At 70.8% G+C, this 17,756-nt stretch carries 20 protein-coding genes and 1 riboswitch; of the genes, 9 read left to right on the top strand and 11 right to left on the bottom strand.

Annotated features, from left to right (window positions below; all coding sequences use genetic code 11):
* Positions 1–38: 38 nt before the first annotated feature.
* Together F4554_RS02425 and F4554_RS02420 are read right to left on the bottom strand one after the other, a co-directional pair.
* Positions 39–488, bottom strand: coding sequence for an SRPBCC family protein (locus tag F4554_RS02425; RefSeq protein ID WP_179785860.1), 450 nt, complete (start codon positions 486–488; stop codon positions 39–41).
* Positions 485–856 carry an ArsR/SmtB family transcription factor gene (locus tag F4554_RS02420; protein WP_179785859.1) on the bottom strand — a complete coding sequence of 124 codons (372 nt, stop codon included), beginning with the start codon at positions 854–856 and terminating at the stop codon, positions 485–487. Before F4554_RS02420 ends, F4554_RS02425 begins: the two co-directional genes overlap by 4 nt.
* A gap of 293 nt (positions 857–1,149) precedes the next feature.
* On the opposite strand from F4554_RS02420, the gene F4554_RS02415 reads away from it, so the two are divergent.
* From F4554_RS02415 to F4554_RS02405, 3 genes are read left to right on the top strand one after another with little or no spacing between them, the layout of a single operon-like run.
* Positions 1,150–1,965 carry a helix-turn-helix transcriptional regulator gene (locus tag F4554_RS02415; RefSeq protein ID WP_179785858.1) on the top strand — a complete coding sequence of 272 codons (816 nt, stop codon included), beginning with the start codon at positions 1,150–1,152 and terminating at the stop codon, positions 1,963–1,965.
* 38 nt (positions 1,966–2,003) lie between these two features.
* On the top strand, positions 2,004–3,119 hold the full coding sequence (locus tag F4554_RS02410) for a beta propeller repeat protein (RefSeq protein ID WP_179785857.1): 1,116 nt from the start codon (positions 2,004–2,006) through the stop codon (positions 3,117–3,119).
* Between the two features lie 8 nt (positions 3,120–3,127).
* The gene (locus F4554_RS02405) at positions 3,128–3,412 is read left to right on the top strand and encodes a MoaD/ThiS family protein (RefSeq protein WP_202889105.1); all 285 of its coding nucleotides are present in this window, start codon (positions 3,128–3,130) and stop codon (positions 3,410–3,412) included.
* Positions 3,413–3,419: 7 nt separating this feature from the next.
* On the opposite strand, the gene F4554_RS02400 is transcribed toward F4554_RS02405, so the two are convergent.
* The 3 genes from F4554_RS02400 to F4554_RS02390 all read right to left on the bottom strand — a co-directional run bounded on the left by F4554_RS02400 (position 3,420) and on the right by F4554_RS02390 (position 5,945).
* A complete protein-coding gene (locus F4554_RS02400) occupies positions 3,420–4,112 on the bottom strand; it encodes a class I SAM-dependent methyltransferase (RefSeq protein ID WP_179785855.1) in 693 nt (230 codons plus the stop codon).
* A gap of 42 nt (positions 4,113–4,154) precedes the next feature.
* A complete protein-coding gene (locus F4554_RS02395) occupies positions 4,155–4,577 on the bottom strand; it encodes a DoxX family protein (RefSeq protein WP_179785854.1) in 423 nt (140 codons plus the stop codon).
* 234 nt (positions 4,578–4,811) lie between these two features.
* Positions 4,812–5,945 (bottom strand): NlpC/P60 family protein, encoded by a 1,134-nt coding sequence (locus tag F4554_RS02390; protein ID WP_179785853.1) that lies wholly within the window; start codon positions 5,943–5,945, stop codon positions 4,812–4,814.
* Positions 5,946–5,954: 9 nt separating this feature from the next.
* Positions 5,955–6,143, bottom strand: a riboswitch (cyclic di-AMP (ydaO/yuaA leader).
* Between the two features lie 573 nt (positions 6,144–6,716).
* On the opposite strand from F4554_RS02390, the gene F4554_RS02385 reads away from it, so the two are divergent.
* Positions 6,717–6,872, top strand: a complete 156-nt coding sequence (locus F4554_RS02385; RefSeq protein ID WP_092650604.1) for a hypothetical protein — start codon at positions 6,717–6,719, stop codon at positions 6,870–6,872.
* Positions 6,873–7,009: 137 nt separating this feature from the next.
* Positions 7,010–7,777: an alpha/beta hydrolase gene (locus F4554_RS02380; RefSeq protein ID WP_179785852.1), complete on the top strand. Its 768-nt coding sequence runs from the start codon at positions 7,010–7,012 to the stop codon at positions 7,775–7,777.
* 164 nt (positions 7,778–7,941) lie between these two features.
* Here the strand turns inward: F4554_RS02380 and F4554_RS02375 are convergent, their stop codons facing one another.
* Positions 7,942–8,898: a carbohydrate ABC transporter permease gene (locus F4554_RS02375; RefSeq protein ID WP_179785851.1), complete on the bottom strand. Its 957-nt coding sequence runs from the start codon at positions 8,896–8,898 to the stop codon at positions 7,942–7,944.
* A 128-nt stretch (positions 8,899–9,026) separates the two neighbouring features.
* The gene (locus F4554_RS02370; protein WP_179785850.1) at positions 9,027–9,290 is read right to left on the bottom strand and encodes a carbohydrate ABC transporter permease; all 264 of its coding nucleotides are present in this window, start codon (positions 9,288–9,290) and stop codon (positions 9,027–9,029) included.
* Positions 9,291–9,379: 89 nt separating this feature from the next.
* Between F4554_RS02370 and F4554_RS02365 the strand changes: the two genes are divergently transcribed.
* The 3 genes from F4554_RS02365 (at position 9,380) to F4554_RS02355 (ending at position 12,853) form a co-directional block, all read left to right on the top strand.
* Positions 9,380–10,423 carry a Gfo/Idh/MocA family protein gene (locus F4554_RS02365; RefSeq protein ID WP_179785849.1) on the top strand — a complete coding sequence of 348 codons (1,044 nt, stop codon included), beginning with the start codon at positions 9,380–9,382 and terminating at the stop codon, positions 10,421–10,423.
* Positions 10,424–10,566: 143 nt separating this feature from the next.
* The gene (locus tag F4554_RS02360; RefSeq protein WP_179785848.1) at positions 10,567–11,529 is read left to right on the top strand and encodes an aldo/keto reductase; all 963 of its coding nucleotides are present in this window, start codon (positions 10,567–10,569) and stop codon (positions 11,527–11,529) included.
* A gap of 184 nt (positions 11,530–11,713) precedes the next feature.
* A complete protein-coding gene (locus F4554_RS02355; protein WP_179785847.1) occupies positions 11,714–12,853 on the top strand; it encodes an XdhC family protein in 1,140 nt (379 codons plus the stop codon).
* Positions 12,854–12,887: 34 nt separating this feature from the next.
* On the opposite strand, the gene F4554_RS02350 is transcribed toward F4554_RS02355, so the two are convergent.
* From F4554_RS02350 to F4554_RS02340, 3 genes are all read right to left on the bottom strand, one after another.
* Positions 12,888–13,928, bottom strand: coding sequence for a hypothetical protein (locus tag F4554_RS02350; protein ID WP_179785846.1), 1,041 nt, complete (start codon positions 13,926–13,928; stop codon positions 12,888–12,890).
* Positions 13,929–14,023: 95 nt separating this feature from the next.
* Entirely contained in the window at positions 14,024–15,619 is a 1,596-nt protein-coding gene (locus F4554_RS02345; protein WP_179785845.1) for a CYTH and CHAD domain-containing protein, read from the bottom strand.
* Positions 15,620–15,734: 115 nt separating this feature from the next.
* Positions 15,735–16,160 (bottom strand): pyridoxamine 5'-phosphate oxidase family protein, encoded by a 426-nt coding sequence (locus tag F4554_RS02340; protein ID WP_179785844.1) that lies wholly within the window; start codon positions 16,158–16,160, stop codon positions 15,735–15,737.
* Positions 16,161–16,292: 132 nt separating this feature from the next.
* Between F4554_RS02340 and F4554_RS02335 the strand changes: the two genes are divergently transcribed.
* Positions 16,293–17,204, top strand: a complete 912-nt coding sequence (locus F4554_RS02335) for a phosphotransferase (RefSeq protein WP_179785843.1) — start codon at positions 16,293–16,295, stop codon at positions 17,202–17,204.
* A 20-nt stretch (positions 17,205–17,224) separates the two neighbouring features.
* Here the strand turns inward: F4554_RS02335 and F4554_RS02330 are convergent, their stop codons facing one another.
* Positions 17,225–17,737 (bottom strand): DinB family protein, encoded by a 513-nt coding sequence (locus F4554_RS02330; RefSeq protein ID WP_179785842.1) that lies wholly within the window; start codon positions 17,735–17,737, stop codon positions 17,225–17,227.
* Positions 17,738–17,756: the final 19 nt, after the last annotated feature.

Raw genomic sequence — 17,756 nt, 5'->3', positions numbered from 1 at the left:
TGGCTGTCGTGTGCGGTGAGGTGGGGCGTGGCGAGCCGTCACGCCTCGCCGAGTTCGCGGCCGAGCGCGTCCAGCCAGTTGCCGGTGCCCTGCTCACGCCATTCGGGATGTTCCTGGTCGTCGAGGAAGGTGCCCTGTTCGGTGAGTACGAGCTGCGTGCCCGTGCCTTCGGAGACGAACTCCACGGTGGTCACCGACACGGTCGCCAGCACGCCGCGGCCGTACAGCAGAGTGGTGTAGACAATGCGCTCGCCGGTGAGGATGTCGCGGTAGACCGACTCGGCGACGATCTCCGCTCCGTCGTCGGTGCGTCCGTGGGCCGCTTCGGCGCCGCCGACGCGGAAGTCGAGGGTGTACGCGGAGTCGTGGGCCGCGAACCACTTCGCCTTCGTGTCGCGATCGGCCCATGCCGCGAACACCTTCGCGGGTGGGGCGGAGTAGGTCCGCTCCAGCGTGAACGTGCTGTGTTTCACCGAGTGCTCGGTCATGATCTGGTCTCCTCAGGGGTGTCGTTCGGGGTTGAGGTGTGCCCGTCCACGCCCTCGCCGAGGACGTCGCCGAGGCGGTCGAGGCGGTCCTCCCACGTGGTTCGCCGTAGGCGCAGCCACTCCTCCGCACGCCGCAGGCCGGATGGGTCGAGCTGACAGGTGCGGACCCGTCCGGCCTTCTCCGACCGAACCAGCTCGCTCGCCTGCAGCACCTGCAGATGCTGCACCGTGGCCGCGACCGTCACGCCGAGGAAGCGGGCCAGCTCGCTCACCGTGGCCGGGCCACGGGTCAGGCGCTCGATGATCGCCCGCCGGTTGGCATCGGCGAGGGCGTGGAACACCTCGTCCGCAGCCGCATGGTTAAGCATGCACTTAACCGTATGCGCTGCCCTCGAGAAATTCAAGTCGTCACTTAAGTTTCACGCGTGAGGCCGGCGCCGACTCCGACCCGTTCGCGCGTACCGGTGCCGGGTAGCAACTCGAACGCATGTTCGATATAGTCCGTGTGACCAGCACCTGTAACTACCCGGGGAGGGTCGGCAACGGTGTAGCCGAGGTGCTGGAGCCGGCCGGGCCCATCCTCTAGGGTGGGCCCGCCGGTCTGACTTACTCTGACCTGGCTGAACGACGGCGTTCACACGCAGTACGGCGGTGCGAGGCGATGCTCGAGGTCGCGGTCCAGGCGGCAGGCTTCCTCGCCGCGCATGCCACCGAGCCGATCCGCCTGGGCGACGTCGCCGACCACGTGGGCTACAGTCCGTTCCACCTCTCCCGGATCTTCGAACGCCATCTCGGCCTCCCGCCTGGACAGTTCCTCAGCGCGCACCGGTTCCAGCACGCCAAGCGCCTGCTGCTCGACAGCGACGACCGCATCATCGACGTCTGTTTCGCCGTCGGCTTCACCTCCGTGGGCACATTCACCAGCCGGTTCGCGTCCTCGGTCGGCGTCGGCCCGCGCGAGTTCCGGCGGTTTCCCGACGCACTCGCCACTGAGCCGCCGCGACCGGTGAGCCGGCCCGGCGGTGACCGGCACGGCGGCGTGGTCACCGGTGTGGCCCACCTCAGTCCCGGCGCCCTGGCCGCGCTGGGCGGTTCCGCCGCGGTCTACGTCGGCGTGTTCACCCGGCGCGCCCCACGCGGCGCGCCGGTGAGCGGCGCCCTGCTCGACGACGGCGGTGGCTTCGTCCTCACCGGCATCCCGCCGGGCAGCTACTGGCTGCTCGCCGCCGCGCTGCCCGGACGGGCCGACCCGCTGGGCCAACTTCTCCCCGAGGTCGGCGTCAGCGGTCACTCGCCGTGGCCGATACGGGTGACGTCGAGCGTGCCGCCGGTCCGACGCGACGTCCACCTCGACCTCACGCCGCCCTGGTCCGCGCCCGTCGTCGTGGCGCTGCCCCCACTGGCCTGCGGAAGCGCAAGATTGGAGAAGACGGCGGCCGGTCGGACCGCTAGCTTGACCTCGGGATACGCAGGGTAGACGGTTCAGCGGCTCGGGCCGCGACGAAGGAGTACACAGTGAGCGGCGTACGCGTTCTGGTCGGCACCCGCAAGGGCGCCTTCATCCTCACCTCCGACGGCCGGCGTGAAGACTGGGACGTCAGCGGTCCCCACTTCCCGGGCTGGGAGATCTACCACGTGAAGGGGTCGCCCGCCGATCCCGACCGGCTGTACGCATCGCAGACCAGCGGCTGGTTCGGCCAGGTGATCCAGCGTTCCGACGATGGCGGAAAGACCTGGCAGCCGGCCGGCAACGACTTCAGCTACGACGGCACGCCGGGCACCCACCAGTGGTACGACGGCACCCCGCACCCCTGGGAGTTCGCCCGGGCGTGGCACCTCGAGCCTTCCCCGACCGATCCCGACACGGTCTACGCCGGGGTCGAGGACGCCGCGTTGTTCCGCAGCACCGACGGCGGCCAGACCTGGGGTGAGCTGTCCGGCCTGCGCGGCCACGGCTCCGGGCCCCACTGGCAGCCCGGCGCCGGCGGCATGTGCCTGCACACGATCCTGCTGCACCCCACCGACCCCGAGCGGATCTTCGTGGCGATCTCCGCCGCCGGGGCGTTCCGCACCGACGACGGCGGCAAGACCTGGAAGCCGATCAACCGCGGCCTGAAGTCCGAAGGCATCCCCGACCCGGACGCCGAGGTCGGGCACTGCGTCCACCGCCTCGCGATGCACCCGTCCCGCCCGGACGTGCTGTTCATGCAGAAGCACTGGGACGTCATGCGCAGCGACGATGCCGGCGACACGTGGTACGAGATCAGCGGCAACCTGCCCACCGACTTCGGCTTCCCGATCGACGTTCACGCGCACGAGCCGGAGACCGTCTACGTCGTCCCGATCACCAGCGACTCCCACCACTTCCCGCCCGAGGGAAAGCTGCGCGTCTACCGCAGCCGCACCGGCGGCAACGACTGGGAGCCGCTGAGCAAGGGGCTCCCGCAGAGCCACTGCTACGTCAACGTCCTGCGGGACGCGATGGCGGTCGACTCGCTGGACTCCTGCGGTGTCTACTTCGGTACGACCGGTGGCCAGGTCTACGCCTCGGCCGACGCCGGCGACAGCTGGGCGCCGATCGTGCGCGACCTGCCGGCGGTCCTGTCCGTCGAAGTCCAGACCCTGCCATGATCCGCGTCGTGCTCCCCGCGCACCTGCGCACCCTGTCGGGGGCGGAGCGCGAGGTGCGGCTGGAGGTGCCGGGCGAGCCGACGCAGGCGCTGGTGCTGGACGCGCTGGAGGCCCGCTACCCGATGCTGCGGGGCACGATCCGCGACCCGAAGACACGGCGCCGGCGCGCGTTCGTCCGCTTCTTCGCCTGCCAGCAGGACCTCTCCCACGACGACCCCGACAAGCCGTTGCCCGGCGAGGTGGCCGAAGGCGCCGAGCCGTTCCTGGTGGTCGGCGCCATGGCGGGCGGCTGAGCTTCGGTCAGGTCGTCGCCGGGACGGCGCGTACCCACGTTCCGTCGTCGGTGAGGTAGGCGTCCACCCGCAGCCCCACCTCGGCCAGCGCCTGCTCGAACTGCTCCGTGGACAGCGGCCGGGACAGGAACGTCTGCGTCCACACCACGTCGGGGAAGGCGTACTCGAAAAGCACCGAGTTGACGCCGGGGCCGACCGGGTCGGACGAGACGACCCGGGCGACCCCGTCGCCGATCGGGCGCTCCCGGGGGACCACGTCGTGCCAGTCCCGGCCCTCCCGCTGGATCAGCACGCATCCGCCCGGCGCCAGGTGCCGCAGGCAGGTACGCAGCAACCCGCGGCGGACCTCCTCCGAGCCGGCGTGCACCAGGAACGACGCCAGCAGCACGACGTCGAAGTGCTCGCCGAGGTCCAACGACTCGATCGGGCTGAGCACCGTGCGGGCTCCCCGAACGCGTTCCAGCATCTCCGGGGACTCGTCGACGGCGGTCACCGTGAACCCGTGCTCGAGCAGGGGGTGGGTCATCCGGCCGACGCCGCAGCCGAGCTCGAGGATCGTGGCGCCGGCCGGCACCGACCGGGCGATGAGGTCGGGCGAGCCGTCCACCGGGATCCTGCTGTAGAGCTCCACCGCGCAGCCGTCCGGTGTGATCGCGCCCGGGCCGGTCCCGTGGTAACCCTCACGCCGTCGAACTTCCATCCGGCCCACTTCCTCTCGTTCGGGTCAACTCCCTCGTTCGGGTCAACGACGGAACCGGGCGAGTAGCTCCCTGGTGTCCGCCCACCGCGCCCGCGCGACCACCCCGAGGAGGATGCCCAGCGCCACAGTGAGGATCGCCATCACGGCCATGCCCGGCATCAGGAACAGGTTGGTGAGCGTGGCGCAGACCATCAGTCCCACCAGGGCGATCGCGGCGAGGCCACAAAGTCGCGGGACCAGCAGGCCGATCGCGCCGGCGAGTTCACAGGCACCGGTGAGGTAGCGGAACCACTGGCCGAACCCGATGGCCTCGAAGCCCTGCACCTGCGCCGGGTCGCCGGACAGCTTGGAGTAGGCAGCGGACAGGAACACCGCCGCCAGCAGGACCTGAAGGACCCACAGGGCGACGGTGAGTGCGCGGGAGCGGTGCGGTGCGACGGTGGACCGGACTTCGTGCGTGGTCATGAGCTGGGGTTCCCCTTCTGGCGGCCCGCCATGGCGCGGGCGGTACGAACGTGTCGGTGTATGGACCGTCCACGTCGCCCGAAGTCATCGGTGGACGCACGATTTCGCGTCGCCGAGTGACCGCAGAGGGACCGAACGCAGGTGTCGCAGGACAGCACGACAGGCGCTGACGCCAGCGGGGGGTTCCGGCATCAACGCCTGTCGTGGTTCGGGGGGCGCGGAGAGGTGCGCGGCCTAGCCGGGCCGCACCGCTCCGGCGTAGGGCATGTACTTCATCTTGATGTACTCGACCGTCTTGCCCGGGCGCGGCGCGTGGATGACCATGCCGTTGCCCGCGTAGATGCCCACGTGGTGACGGTCGCTGTAGAAGAGCACCAGGTCACCGGGCTGCAGCTGGGACTTGGAGATCTTGGTGGAGATGGCGTACTGCGAACGCGAGGAGTGGGGCAGCGAGACGCCGGCCGATCTCCACGCGCCCATGGTGAGGCCCGAGCAGTCCCAGCTGTTGGGGCCGTCCGCACCGAAGACGTACGGCTCTCCGAGCTGGGCCTTGGCGAACGCCAGCGCGGTCGCGCCACGGCCACTGCCGGAGGGTACCGGAGCGGGCCTGGGGGCGGGACCCGGGTTGGACGGGAGGTCGGACTTCGGCGTGGTGCGACCACCGCTGCCGCTGCCGCGAGTCGAACGTGCCTGCGCCTTCTCCCGCGCGGCCTGCTCGCGGGCGGCCTTCTCCTGGGCCGCGCGTTCGGCGGCAGCGATGCGCCGCTTCTGCTCGGCGGTGAGGCGTGCGAGGAGGGCCTTGGCCTCGGCGGCGTTTTTCAGCGCGGTCTTCCGGCGGGCGTCGGCCTGGCTCTTGGCCTCGCGGTAGCTCGCGAGCTCCGCCGACCGGGCTGCACGCTGCTCGGCGAGCCGCTTCTGGCCCTCCTGCAGCTGCCGGAGCATGTCGCCCTGCTGAGCGTCGACGACCTTGACCGTGCGCATCCGGGCGAGGTATTCGTTCGGATCCTTCGAGACCGCGAGCTGGGCGGTCATGTCGACGTTGCCGGCGCGGTACTGGGCCGCGGCGAACTGGCCGATGTTGCCACGCAGTGCGCTCACGCGCTGCTGCTGGCGGGAGACGTCGGCGTCGAGGCTGCGGACCCGGCGGTTGATGACCGTCATCTTGTCACCCAGCTCGTTGGCCTGCTCGGTGACTTTCTCAGCCTTCGCGTACAGATCGTCGACCTGCTGCCGGACCTCGCTGATGCTGCGCGTCGACGGCTCGGCGTAGCTGCTCGAACCCGGAAGCGCGACCAGAGCGGCCAGGGTGGCCGTGGTGGTGCCGACGACGAACAACGCACGCCCTGATCGGGCCCTGCGGGTTGTCACAGGCGGGTGCCTTTCTTCCTCAACGCCTACCGGGTGAGCTGACGGGTTCGGGCCGGGAAGTTGCCCTACGGCGGGCTTGGCGGTCAACCTGCGACCGTCGCGCCTGCCGATTCACCCCAGAAAACACGTGGTTCCCCGGCTCCCCGCAGGATCGATCCACCGTGGACCGACCCAACAGGGACTAAGCGAGACATCTGCGCCGACCAGGACGGCCGACTCAAACTGGACAGATATCTGATGGAGACCATAGTGACCGCATCGTGATCAATCAACACCGGCACCCTCGAGAAGTTGTCCGGAGATTCGACATTTGGCAAAGTTTGTTCCCACGTCGTGGGACACGGCGTCGAACGGCCTGGTCACAGCTCCTGGCAGCAGGCGGGCCGGACCTCCTCGACGTAGTGCGGGTGGCGGGCGCCACCAGTACTCCCGGTTCGCCCATCACCAGGTCGGCGTACATGCCCGGTGCCCGGGCGCGGTGGCGGTCCGGGAGACCTCCGGGCGACGGGTGGCGGAGGAAGAGCGGAATGCGGCCACGTGCGGGCGCGGCACGTCACCACGAGTACGCCGAGGCGTCGCGCGGGTCGCGGTTCCTACCCGAACCACACGCGGACGGTGGTCGCCACTGCTGGTCGCAGGCGCAATGATCACAGTCTGGAAACGAACTCCGGACACAAGCTCAGAAGACGGATACGCTGCAGCACCGAAAATCCGGTACGGATCGGTAAGCCAGCCGGACCGGTGACCCCCTAGAAAGATGAGGCTGTAACTGTGATCATCCTCGGCATCATCCTCACGATCCTGGGCTTTGCCCTGGGCATCTCGATCCTCTCGACCATCGGCATCATCCTGCTGGTCATCGGAGTGGTGCTTTTCATCCTGGGCGCCATCGGCCGTCCGGTCGGCGGCCGGAAGGTCTGGTTCTGACCCGAGCAGCTTTGTGAGCCAACCGGCTCTCCCACAGATCACCTGGGGGCGACCGGGTTCGGCCGTTGCGCTGGCAGCCTTCCTTCGGGAAGGCTGCCAGCGTCGTGTTTTCCGGCCACAGTGAAGGACCTCCGCCAATGGCGTTGATGCGTTGCGACTTCTTCTCCGAGGCACTCGAGCTCAGCACCTCGATGACGGTGATCCTGCCGCAGGAGACGACCACCCAGATCGGGATGTCCGGCGCCGCGCGCGAGAGCGGAGCCCCCGTCCTCTACCTGCTGCACGGCCTCAGTGACGACGACACCATCTGGCTGCGGCGTACGTCCATCGAACGCTACGTCTCCACGCTCGGCCTCGCGGTCGTGATGCCGGCGGTGCACCGCAGCTTCTACGCCGACGAGGCGCACGGCAACCGCTTCTGGACGTTCCTGTCGGAGGAGCTTCCCTCACTCGTCGACCGGTTCTTCAAGGTGTCCACCCGGCGCGAGGACACGTTCGTTGCGGGCCTGTCGATGGGCGGGTACGGCGCCGTCAAGTGGGCCTTGCGCCAGCCGGAACGCTTCGCGGCGGCGGCCAGCCTGTCCGGGGCTCTCGACGTCGCCAACCCCGGTATGCGGGAGGGCCGGCCCGAACTCATGGACCGGGTCTTCGGCGGCGAGGTGCGCGGGACCGACAACGACCTGCTGTGGTTGCTGGAACAGACCGCGAAGTCGGGTCGGCAACTGCCGGCGCTGCACGTCTCGTGTGGCACCGAGGACGGCCTGATGCACCACAACCACGCGTTCGTCGACACCGCCCACCGCCTGGACGTGCCCGTCACCGTGGAGTTCGAGCCCGGCGAGCACGAGTGGGGCCTGTGGGACCGCAAGATCCAGGACGTGCTCCGCTGGCTGCCGCTGTCCTGACGGCCGGCTGAGCGCGGTGCCCGGGCCGGGTTGCCGGCCGGGGCACCGCGAGCCGACAGCTGCCAGCGGCTACTTGTAGTGCCTGGTGTAGCTCTCCTCGATCAGGTCACCGGCGGCTCCACCGCGACATGTCGTTCCCCGTCATGCTTCTCCTCATGCCGCCGTCAATCCTTCGTTGCGCCCTGGGTGAGCCCCGCGATGATCTGCCGCTGCGCGAAGAAGAACACCACCAGCGGCGGCAGGACGACGAACACCGTCGCCGCCATCACCGCACCCCAGCGCGACGATGTTGCGAAGCTCCAGGCCGTCGTGGTTGGTCCACACACCGTCGGCCGGGGTGTAGGGCGTCTGCGAGAGTTGGTGAAACCCTCGACGTTCTTCAGCATCAGCAGCCCGACCGGCAGGGTGCGCATCGAGTCGGTGCTCGTGGCGACCAGCGGCCAGATGAAGTCGTTCCACTTCTCCACCAGCGCGATGACGACGACGGTCACGACCATCGGGCGCGACATCGGCAGGATGATGCTCCACAGGATCCGCAGGTGGCCGGCACCGTCGACCTTGGCCGCCTCGCTCACCTCGCCCGGCAGCGTCATCATGTGCTGGCGTAGCAGGAACATCGCGAACACGCTGCCCACTCCGGGGATGACCAGTCCGGCGTAGGTGTTGACCCAGCCGAGGTTGGCGATCGTGAGGTAGTTGGGCAGCAGGACGGCGGCGCCGGGCACCATCATGGCGCCCAGGAAGATCAGGAACACGAGGTTCTTGGCCGGGAAGCGCAGATAGGCGAAGGCGTACGACGACAACACCGCGACGCAGATCTGGATCAGCGCACCGGCCAGGGTGACCACGATCGAGTTGACGTAGAACCGGCCGAACGGCGCGGAGACCCAGGCGGCGGGGTAGTTGTCCCACACCCAGTGCAGCGGGAACCACTGGAACTGGAAGATCTCCCCCGACGGGGTGACCGAGGCGCTGAGCAGCCAGTAGATCGGGATGACGGCCACCAGGCCGACCACCACCAACAGCACGTACAGGCCACCGCGGCCGAGGGGGCCGCGCCGAGTGCCCGGACCGCCCGTGTTGTTGCTCGTCTCGCGTCGGCTTCCGACCACGGCGCTCATCGGTAGTGCACCCTTCGTTCCATGATCCGCGCCTGTGCACCGGTGATGGCCAACAGGATCACGAACATCACGATCGCTCCGGCGCCCGCGTGTCCGGCGTCGAGCGCCTGGAATGCCTGCTGGTAGACCTACCAGGACAGAGTTGTCGTCGCGTCACCCGGACCACCGCCGGTCATGATCGCGATGATGTCGAACGCCTGGAAGGTGCCGATGACGCTGGTGATGGCGATGAAGAACGTCACCGGCGACAGCAGCGGCAAAGTGAGCCGGCGGAACAACGTCCACGCACCCGCCCCCCACGCGGAGTCGGTCATCCAGGCCGGCGAGGTGACCCCGAGCGGGGTGAGCAGCGCCTTCAGCAGGCCGTAGCTGGGGTCGAAGATTGCCCGCATGCTCGCGCTGAGCACCGTCCGCTGGCCGACGGCGGCGTTCCGGCCTGTACGACTCCCGGCAGCAGCGGTCGGCGTGGAATGGTGGACGCATGACGAGCACCGACTCCCGTACGACCAAGCCGTTGAAGTTCGCCGCCGTCGGCCTCGACCACGGTCACATCCTCGGCCTCGTGCACGGCCTGATCGGGGCAGGTGCGGAGTGCGTCGGCATGTGGAGCGAGACCGACACCCCGCACACCGCGGCGCTGGCCGAGCGGGCTCCGCAGATCCCCCGCGTGGCCGAGGCGGACGAGCTCCTCACCGACCCCGACATCGCGCTGGTCGTCACGGCCGCCGTCCCCGCGCGTCGGGCCGAGATCGCGGTCGCGGCGATGCGCAACGGCAAGGACGTGGTGGCGGACAAGCCGGGCGCCATCACCTTGGACCAGCTCGCCGAGGTGAGGACCGCGGTGGCCGAGACCGGACGCTTCTGGTCGGTGGCGTTCTCCGAGCGCACCGCGTCCAGGGCGACCGTGCACGCCCGCCGGCTGATCGAGGAGGGCGCGATCGGCCAGGTCGTCCAGACCATGGGAACCGGCCCGCACCACCTGCGCCCGCACACTCGCCCGTCGTGGACGTTCGACCCGGGGCTGGCCGGCGGGATCCTCGCCGACATCGCCTCCCACCAGGTCGACCAGTTCCTCTACCTCACCGGCTCGACCAGCGCCGAGGTCGTGTCGTCGACGGTCGGCAACTTCGCCCACCCGGAGTACCCCGAGTTCCAGGACTTCGGCGAGGTCGTGCTGCGCAGCCCGCACGCCCACGGCTACGCCCGGGTCGACTGGTACACCCCTGAAGGCCTTGGTGTGTGGGGCGACGGGCGGCTCACCGTTCTCGGCACCGAGGGCTACATGGAGGTACGCAAGAACATCGACCTGCTCGGCCGGCCGGGCGGTGACCACCTCTTCGTGGTGAACGGCAAGGACACGCAGTACCTCGAGAGCGACGACGTCGAGCTGCCGTACTTCCCGGCCATCCTCGACGACGTCGTACGCCGTGGTGACACCGCGATTCCCCAGGAGCTGGTCTTCACCGCGACCGAGTTGGCGCTGACCGCCCAGGCCAACGCCACCCGGGTCGGCGGTCTGGGCTGAGACCCCGTCGGCGTGCACCCGCGCCGGGCCCGGCCACGCCGTGCTCGGCCGCGGGGAGCCCGCCGGATTGATCGGTCTGGCTGCTCAAACTCAGCGGATTCTGCTGTTGGACGGCTGGCCGCCCGACTTACAGGATGGAGAGCATGGAATTCACTCACCTCGGTCGTACCGGCCTCAAGGTCAGCCGCCTCTGCCTGGGCACGATGAACTTCGGGCCGCACACGACAGAGGCTGACTCGCACGCGATCATGGACGCCGCCCACGACAAGGGCGTCAACTTCTTCGACACCGCCAACGTCTACGGCGGTCAGGACAACAAGGGCAACACCGAGCAGATCGTCGGCAGCTGGTTCGCCCAGGGCGGTGGCCGCCGCGAGCGCACCGTGCTGGCCACCAAGGTCTACGGCGACATGGGCGACTGGCCGAACGAGGGCCGGCTGTCCGCGCTGAACCTCCGTCGCGCGCTCGACGCCAGCCTCAAGCGGCTGCAGACGGACTACATCGACCTGTACCAGTTCCACCACATCGATCGGCAGACGCCGTGGGAGGAGATCTGGCAGGCCCTCGAGGTGGCCGTCCAGCAGGGCAAGATCCTCTACGTCGGCAGCAGCAACTTCGCCGGCTGGCACATCGCGCAGGCCCAGGAGGCAGCTGCCCGCCGTAACTTCGTCGGCCTGGTCAGCGAGCAGTCGAAGTACAGCCTGCTGGCCCGCGCGGTCGAGCTCGAGGTGCTCCCGGCCGCGCAGCACTACGGCCTCGGCGTCATCCCGTGGTCGCCGCTGGCAGGCGGGCTGCTAGGTGGCGTCCTCCGCAAGGAGAACGAGGGCAAGCGCCGCCAGCAGGCCGAGGCGATCCAGAAGTATCGGCCGCAGCTGGAGGCGTACGAGAACCTCGCCGCCGACCTCGGCCACGAGCCCGGCGACGTCGCGCTGGCCTGGCTGCTCGCGCAGCCCGCGGTGACGGCGCCGATCATCGGGCCGCGCACGATGGAGCAGCTCGACGCCGCCGAGCGAGCGCTGGACGTCCGGCTGGACGACAAGGCGCTCGACCGGCTGAACGAGATCTTCCCCGGTCACCGCACCGCGCCCGAGGACTACGCCTGGTAGGCAGTCGCACCTGGTAGATCCCGCGTCACCGAAGCCTCCCGGCCCCTGGCGTACGCATCGTCGACTCAGAACCGACGACGCCGTACGCCTCGGGTCGGGAGGCTTCGTTCGTGCCCGGGGCCGGGACGTCCTCGGCCACGTCGCCCGCGCGGCGACTTCCGCCGGGCTGCGAGATGATCTGGTGATGAGCTGGACGGGTGGCCACGGCGACCTCCGCGACCTCCTGCCGGTCGTGCTGGGCTGGCTGGACGCGGGCCGGCGGTGCGCGGTGGCGACGGTAGTGGCCACGTTCGACAGCGCTCCCCGCGAGGTCGGCGCGGCGATGGCCGTCGCAGCGGACGGGGCGGTGGCAGGCAGCGTGTCCGGCGGCTGTGTCGAGGCGGCGGTGTACGAGCGGGCGCTGGCGGTCCTGGACACCGGCCGGCCCGTCCTGGAGCGGTACGCCGTCTCCGACGAGGACGCCTTTGCAGCCGGCCTGACCTGCGGCGGAACCATCGAGGTGCTGGTCGAACCCGCCGACGCGGCGCTGCTCCACCGGCTCGACGCGGCCGTCCGTGCGCAGGAGCCGGTGGCGGGGGTTGGCGTGCTCGGCGGTGCGGAGCCGGCCGGGACCCGGCTGCTCGTCGGCGCCGAGAGCACGTACGGCTCCCTGCCCATGACGGACGAACGGGCGGCGGCCCTGCTCGCCGAGGTACGCACGATGCTGGCCGCGGGCGAGTCCGGGATCCTGCCGCTGACCAGCCGGCTGACCGTGCTCGTTCAGTCGTACGTCCCGCCGGCGCGGATGCTCGTCTTCGGCGCCACGGACTTCGCCGCCGCCGTGAGCTCGGCCGGCGCGTTCCTCGGCTACCGCGTGACCGTCTGCGACGCCCGGCCCGTCTTCGCCACCGCCGAACGCGTGCCCGACGCGGCCGAGGTCGTCGTCGACTGGCCGCACCGGTACCTGGCGCGGGAGTGCGCCACCGGCCGGGTCGACGGCCGCACCGTGGTGTGCGTACTCACCCACGACCCGAGGTTCGACGTGCCGTTGCTCGAGGTCGCGCTGCGCTGCCCCGCTGCGTACGTGGGCCTGCTCGGCAGCCGGCGGACGGCGGAGGACCGGCTGGGACACCTTCGCGAGCGCGGGCTCACCGACGCCGAACTACGCCGCCTGTCCGCGCCCATCGGACTCGACCTCGGCAGCCGTACCCCCGCGGAGACGGCGATCTCGGTGGCGGCGGAGATCGTCGCCTGCCGCCGGGGCGGATCCGGCCGGCGCCTCACCCACACCGACGGCCCCATCCACGACCGGCCGGCGTCCGAGGACGCCGTGCCCCCGGCCTGATCCCGTGCCGGGATACGCAGGAGGCCCCCGGGCGTCACCGGGCGCGGGTCAGCCGGTGGTAGCCGAGGGTGGCAACGCCGAGGGCGACGCCCCAGGCCAGGAAGAGCACCTCGGTGCCGGTGACGGCCCACGCCGCCGCGAGCCCTGCCCAGGTGGTCTGCCCGTCGACGAGGGCGGTGGCGATCATCGAGACACCGATCAGGCCGTACGACGTGAGCGCCACCGAGGCCACCCCGGCCGGGACCAGCGCGAGCAGGCGGGGCACCCGGCGGCCGGCCAGCAGCGGCAGCCAGCGCGGGAACTCCTGTCCCCACCGGCCGGCGAGTCCCAGGGTGAGCAGGCCGCCGAGCGCGGGTACGGCACACAGGGCGATGCCCATCGCTGGGCTGATGTCCTCGCGAACCTTCGCCAGCATCTCCGCCGGGATCCCGAACGGAACGCCGAGCAGCCACAGGGTGTGCGGGAGCGTCCAGCCGAGCAGGGGCAGGGCGCACCCGGCACCTGCCCAGGCGCGCAACCACCGCGGCGCCTGGAGAACCCCGGCCGGTCGTCGTACCCCCTGCGCGCGTGGCGCCGCCGAGACCGCCGCGGCGGCGACCAGCAGGCCACCGCCGAGGAGCACCACGCGGTTGGCGAGGTCGCGCCAGTCGGTGAGATGGCCGGCCGCCGCGGCGACCTGGAACACCAGGTGCCCGGGGAAGGACAGCGCGACCAGGACGGCGGCGGCAGGCCACAGGCCGGCGGCCACCAGTCGCCCGGGCCGCACGACGCCGAGCGCGGTCACCGCCACCAGGGCGGCGCACAGGGCGACCGCGCCCCACCCGGACCAGAACGGCAGGGAGTCCAGCGTGGCCGCGCCGCATCCGGTGGCCACCTGGTCGGCGGTCTGCTCGACGGTGCGGTCGCACGCGGTGTAGCCCCACCGGCTGCCGGTGGCCCACAGCAGCCGAACCAGGGCGTAGGCGTCGGCGAACCCGAACGCCGCGAGCGCCCAGGCCGGGCGGCATCCACCTCTGTTCAGCCTTCGGGGTGTTGTCGGGGCCGCTGTCGCTGTCGCGGAGGGGCTGTCGGTCATGCCTCGACGATGCGCGCCGCCGACCTCTGGGCGCGTGCACCCGGCGAGGGGCTTCGCTCACCCGTGGGAGTGAGCGGGATCCGGGGGCAGCCGCCTCAGCCGAGCCAGCGTCGAGCCTTCCTGCGGCGGATCGCCCGCTCCACCGCGGGCAGGTCCTCGAGGACGCGTTCGGCGGCGGCCTGCTCGCGGGCGTGCAACAGGCCGTAGGTGAAGGCGTTCTCCTGGTCGAGGTGGGCGCGTACGCCGACGTCGCGGAGCGTCTGCCGGGCGACGACGCTGTCCTGGTGGGCGCCGAGCACCTTCTGCAACCGTTTGAGCGCCCTGACCAGGCGGCGGGCGTCCTTGCCGCCGACGGCGGTGAGCGCCTCCGCGGCGTACCTCGCCCGCTTCGCGGCCTTTCGTGCCTCGTGCAGCGCGGCGGATCGGTCGCGGACCACCCCGGGAAGGGGCGGGGTCACCGAGGGCGTGGCTCGGGGTCGTGTGGACAGCGCGGCGGCGTGGTCGAGCCGGCGGTCGACCCGGCGAAGCGCCTTACGTGCTCGCCTTCGCAGTCCGGCCGCGCCGGCCTCCTGGCCCGCGGTGGCCTCCACGAGCGCGTCCAGGTTGTCGAGCAGGGTGGCGTATCGCGGGCTGTCCAGTGCGGCAGCGACGCGGCCGCGCGCCTGCTCGGCCTCGGCCGCGAAGTGGTCGCTGATCCGCCGCTCCACGGGTCCGATCACGAGTTCGGTGGGTTCGGCGGCGATGGCGGCCCGCAGCCCCTCGGCCTGCACCTGGCTGTCGCGGAGCAGGCCCAGGTCGCCGGCCAGCCAGCGCAGCTCGACGCCGAGAGGGTCGGTGCGCGCGCGGTCGAGGAACGGCCGGAAGGTGCGTAGCGTGCTCCGCAGCCGACGGCAGGCGACGCGCATCTGGTGCACCGCCTCGGGATCACCCCGTCGTACGCCCGGATCGAGGGTGATGATGGCGTCTCGCTGGTCGGCGATGTACGTCGCGACGGCCGACCATGCGCGTTCCTCGTCGCTGCCGGAACCACGCCCCGACCGCGCGGCCTCCGGTGTGCGCGACGGCCGCAGGTCGAGGGTGCGAGCCAGCTTGGACCCGTACGCGGCCGGGCGTGCGCCCGCGTCCAGCAGCAGCCGTTCGGTCGCGTCGAGCAGGCCGGGCGGACCCTCGACGAGCTCGACCTCCACCTCCCGCCACTCGCGCGCGGTCACCGCGTCACCGTAGGTGTGCGCGGTGACGTGGTCGTCGCAGACCTCGGCGAGGGCGTCACCGGAGCCGGAACGGAGAACGCGTTCGAGCCGCCGGGTGCGGATCCCCGCCACCGGGCGAAGCGGATGCCCTCGGGTCAGCGCGCGGAGCTCCTCGGCGAACGACGCGGGCGGCTCGGCGCGCTCGGCGCCGTCACCCTCGTCGAGCGGAGCCCTGAGCTCGGTCCGCGCACCATGATGCTCGGGCGCTCCCCCGGCGCCGGCCGGCCGCTTGAGGTGCCAGCCCGCGTCGTGGCCGCCGGCGCGCCGGCGAAGCGTCACCCGGTGACGGGACAGGTGCAGCTCGTCGGTGTCGTAGTAGGTCGCGTCCAGCTCGTGCTCGACGGGCTCGTCGAGCGAGGCCGCTCCGGGGGCCGAGGACAGATCGGGCAGGACGAAGTCCGGCTCGACGTCGTACTTGCGTTCCACTTCCAGCTGACGCATTCGGCTCCCTTCGGACGTGCCTCATCCCTACCGGACACAGGCGCGGTATGCCACCTCGCCCACCCGGAGGCCGGGGACGGGCGTCCGGACAGGGCGGCACCTCAGGCAAACCGGGTCAGAACGAACCCAGGTCGGAGGACAGCCAACGCTCCGGCCGCATGGCGACCATGAGCTGCTCGCCGTGCTCGGCCTTCGCCATCTCGATGTAACCCTTCACCACCTCCGGTGGGAGGTATCGCCGCGCCATCTCGTCCAGCTGCTCGTCGGTCATCGGGCTGGTCCGGGTGACGGGGCCTTCAATCGAGACGTAGCGCACCGAAGGCCGCACACGCTCGACCATCAGCGAGAACCGGCCGGCGGCCTCGATCAACCGCGCCTTGCGCGAATGCACTCCGGTCAGCACCCAGGCCTCGCCGCCGGGCTCGTACTGGTACCAGATCGGGACCACCAGTGGCGCCCGACCATCTTCCGCGTCCACCGCCAGCGCGGCGACGTGCGGCTCGGCAAGGAACTGCTCTCGTTCGCTCACAGACAGTGCCATGACCCAGACCCTACGAGAGGCCTCCGACAGTGCCCGCCCATTCGGCCGGCACGGTAGGGGGCAACACCAGACCCCTTGTTCTGTTCGCCTGCCGGCCCGCATACTCCCTTGCGATCGCGACAGGTTCGCCGCATGGTGTCCGTCGTGGATACGGCGACGAGCAGGGCGCGGCGACTTGTCCGGGACCTCAACGCGCGGTCCGGGCTGGAGCTCGAACTCGTCGGGACCGCCAGGCACGGCGAGGTCAGCGAGGCCGTCTTCGTACGCCGGCCGGACGGACGCGACGGCGTACTCACCCGCTCGACCGCACCCGCAGGCTTCCTGCGTCACCTCGGCGACGTCCTCGGTCTCGCCCGCGAACGCGGCGCACCGGTGCCCCGGCACGAACTCGTCACCGAGGTGTCCGAGGGCGCCGTCATCGTCCAGGAGCGGCTACCAGGCGCCCCGCCCACCCACGTCACGGCACACACGGTCGACGCCATCGTCGCCGCGAACGACCGCCTGGCCGGGGTTCTCGCCGACCGATCGGATGTCCACGTTCCCGACCTTCACCTGCGGAGAAGCGGGGACGGCTGGTGCCTGCACGAGACGCTGGAGCGGTACGACGACCGGAGCCGCCGGCTGTTGAAGTGGATCCGCGAGATCGGCGACACCTCGCCGCAGCACCTGTCCGGTGACGACCTGGTGCACCTGGATCTCGTACCCGGCAACGTCCTCTTCACCACCGGCGAGGCCGTCACCGGCATCGTCGACTGGGCCGGACTCGGGCGCGGTGACCGGTGGTTCGCCCTGCTGAAGCTGCGGTTCCACCTCGCGTTCCTGCTCGCCACCCGTCCGGCCGGCGGGCCGTCGGTCGAGCCGGAGGCCATCGTCCGCCTGGACGAGATCCTCGGCCGACAGGTGGACCCGGTGATGCTTCGCGCGTACTGGGCGCACTGGAGTCTGGGCCTGGTCGACTGGGCAGTCCGCCACGGACCACCCGAGCACGCCGAGCACTACCTCGACATCGCCCTGTCCCACCTCGAGTCCCCGGAAACGCCCTAGCTTCGGAAGCGACGAGGGGTTCAGACGCCGGTGGCCCCGTCGACGTTCTGCCGCAGCAGGTCCGCGTGACCGTTGTGCCGGGCGTACTCCTCGATCAGGTGGACGTGGATCCACCGCAGCGACACCTGCCGGCCCCACCCCTCCATCGCGAACTCGGTGTCCAACGCCACCCCCGCAGCGGCTGCCCGAGAGGCCGCCATCTCGCCCACCAGCGTCGCGTAGTCGGCCTCGGCCGAAGCACCGTCGGCGTCGTCGAAGTCCACACCGGCCGGGTAGAGCTCCGGGAGGTTCTCACCGCCCACCTTCCGGCGGAACCACATCCGCTCCACCTCCGCCACGTGACGAAGGAGCCCGAGCAGCGAGAGGTTCGACGCCGGGATCGCCCGGAGCGCCAACTGCTCACCGGTCAGCCCGGCACACTTGTGCAGCAAGGTGGTTCGGTGCCAGTCCAGCCACCCGTCGAGGACGGCGCGCTCGCCGCCGGCGAGTGGTTCCGCGTAACCTCGTTCGACCTGCGGTGCAGTCCATGCCATGCCGTCATCCTGCCGAAGC

Source organism: Actinopolymorpha rutila (assembly GCF_013407855.1).
Lineage (GTDB): Bacteria > Actinomycetota > Actinomycetes > Propionibacteriales > Actinopolymorphaceae > Actinopolymorpha > Actinopolymorpha rutila.
The sequence above is the reverse complement of the archived record's forward strand: the minus strand, read 5'-3'. Positions and strand labels throughout refer to the sequence as shown.

What these genes read in the sequence shown, in the direction of transcription:
- F4554_RS02425 (WP_179785860.1), bottom strand. Translation starts at nt 488, where the DNA reads ATGACCGAGCACTCGGTGAAACACAGCACGTTCACGCTGGAGCGGACC.
- F4554_RS02420 (WP_179785859.1), bottom strand. Translation starts at nt 856, where the DNA reads ATGCTTAACCATGCGGCTGCGGACGAGGTGTTCCACGCCCTCGCCGAT.
- F4554_RS02415 (WP_179785858.1), top strand. Translation starts at nt 1,150, where the DNA reads ATGCTCGAGGTCGCGGTCCAGGCGGCAGGCTTCCTCGCCGCGCATGCC.
- F4554_RS02400 (WP_179785855.1), bottom strand. Translation starts at nt 4,112, where the DNA reads ATGGAAGTTCGACGGCGTGAGGGTTACCACGGGACCGGCCCGGGCGCG.
- F4554_RS02395 (WP_179785854.1), bottom strand. Translation starts at nt 4,577, where the DNA reads ATGACCACGCACGAAGTCCGGTCCACCGTCGCACCGCACCGCTCCCGC.
- F4554_RS02380 (WP_179785852.1), top strand. Translation starts at nt 7,010, where the DNA reads ATGGCGTTGATGCGTTGCGACTTCTTCTCCGAGGCACTCGAGCTCAGC.
- F4554_RS02375 (WP_179785851.1), bottom strand. Translation starts at nt 8,898, where the DNA reads ATGAGCGCCGTGGTCGGAAGCCGACGCGAGACGAGCAACAACACGGGC.
- F4554_RS02370 (WP_179785850.1), bottom strand. Translation starts at nt 9,290, where the DNA reads ATGCGGGCAATCTTCGACCCCAGCTACGGCCTGCTGAAGGCGCTGCTC.
- F4554_RS02365 (WP_179785849.1), top strand. Translation starts at nt 9,380, where the DNA reads ATGACGAGCACCGACTCCCGTACGACCAAGCCGTTGAAGTTCGCCGCC.
- F4554_RS02360 (WP_179785848.1), top strand. Translation starts at nt 10,567, where the DNA reads ATGGAATTCACTCACCTCGGTCGTACCGGCCTCAAGGTCAGCCGCCTC.
- F4554_RS02355 (WP_179785847.1), top strand. Translation starts at nt 11,714, where the DNA reads ATGAGCTGGACGGGTGGCCACGGCGACCTCCGCGACCTCCTGCCGGTC.
- F4554_RS02350 (WP_179785846.1), bottom strand. Translation starts at nt 13,928, where the DNA reads ATGACCGACAGCCCCTCCGCGACAGCGACAGCGGCCCCGACAACACCC.
- F4554_RS02345 (WP_179785845.1), bottom strand. Translation starts at nt 15,619, where the DNA reads ATGCGTCAGCTGGAAGTGGAACGCAAGTACGACGTCGAGCCGGACTTC.
- F4554_RS02340 (WP_179785844.1), bottom strand. Translation starts at nt 16,160, where the DNA reads ATGGCACTGTCTGTGAGCGAACGAGAGCAGTTCCTTGCCGAGCCGCAC.
- F4554_RS02335 (WP_179785843.1), top strand. Translation starts at nt 16,293, where the DNA reads ATGGTGTCCGTCGTGGATACGGCGACGAGCAGGGCGCGGCGACTTGTC.
- F4554_RS02330 (WP_179785842.1), bottom strand. Translation starts at nt 17,737, where the DNA reads ATGGCATGGACTGCACCGCAGGTCGAACGAGGTTACGCGGAACCACTC.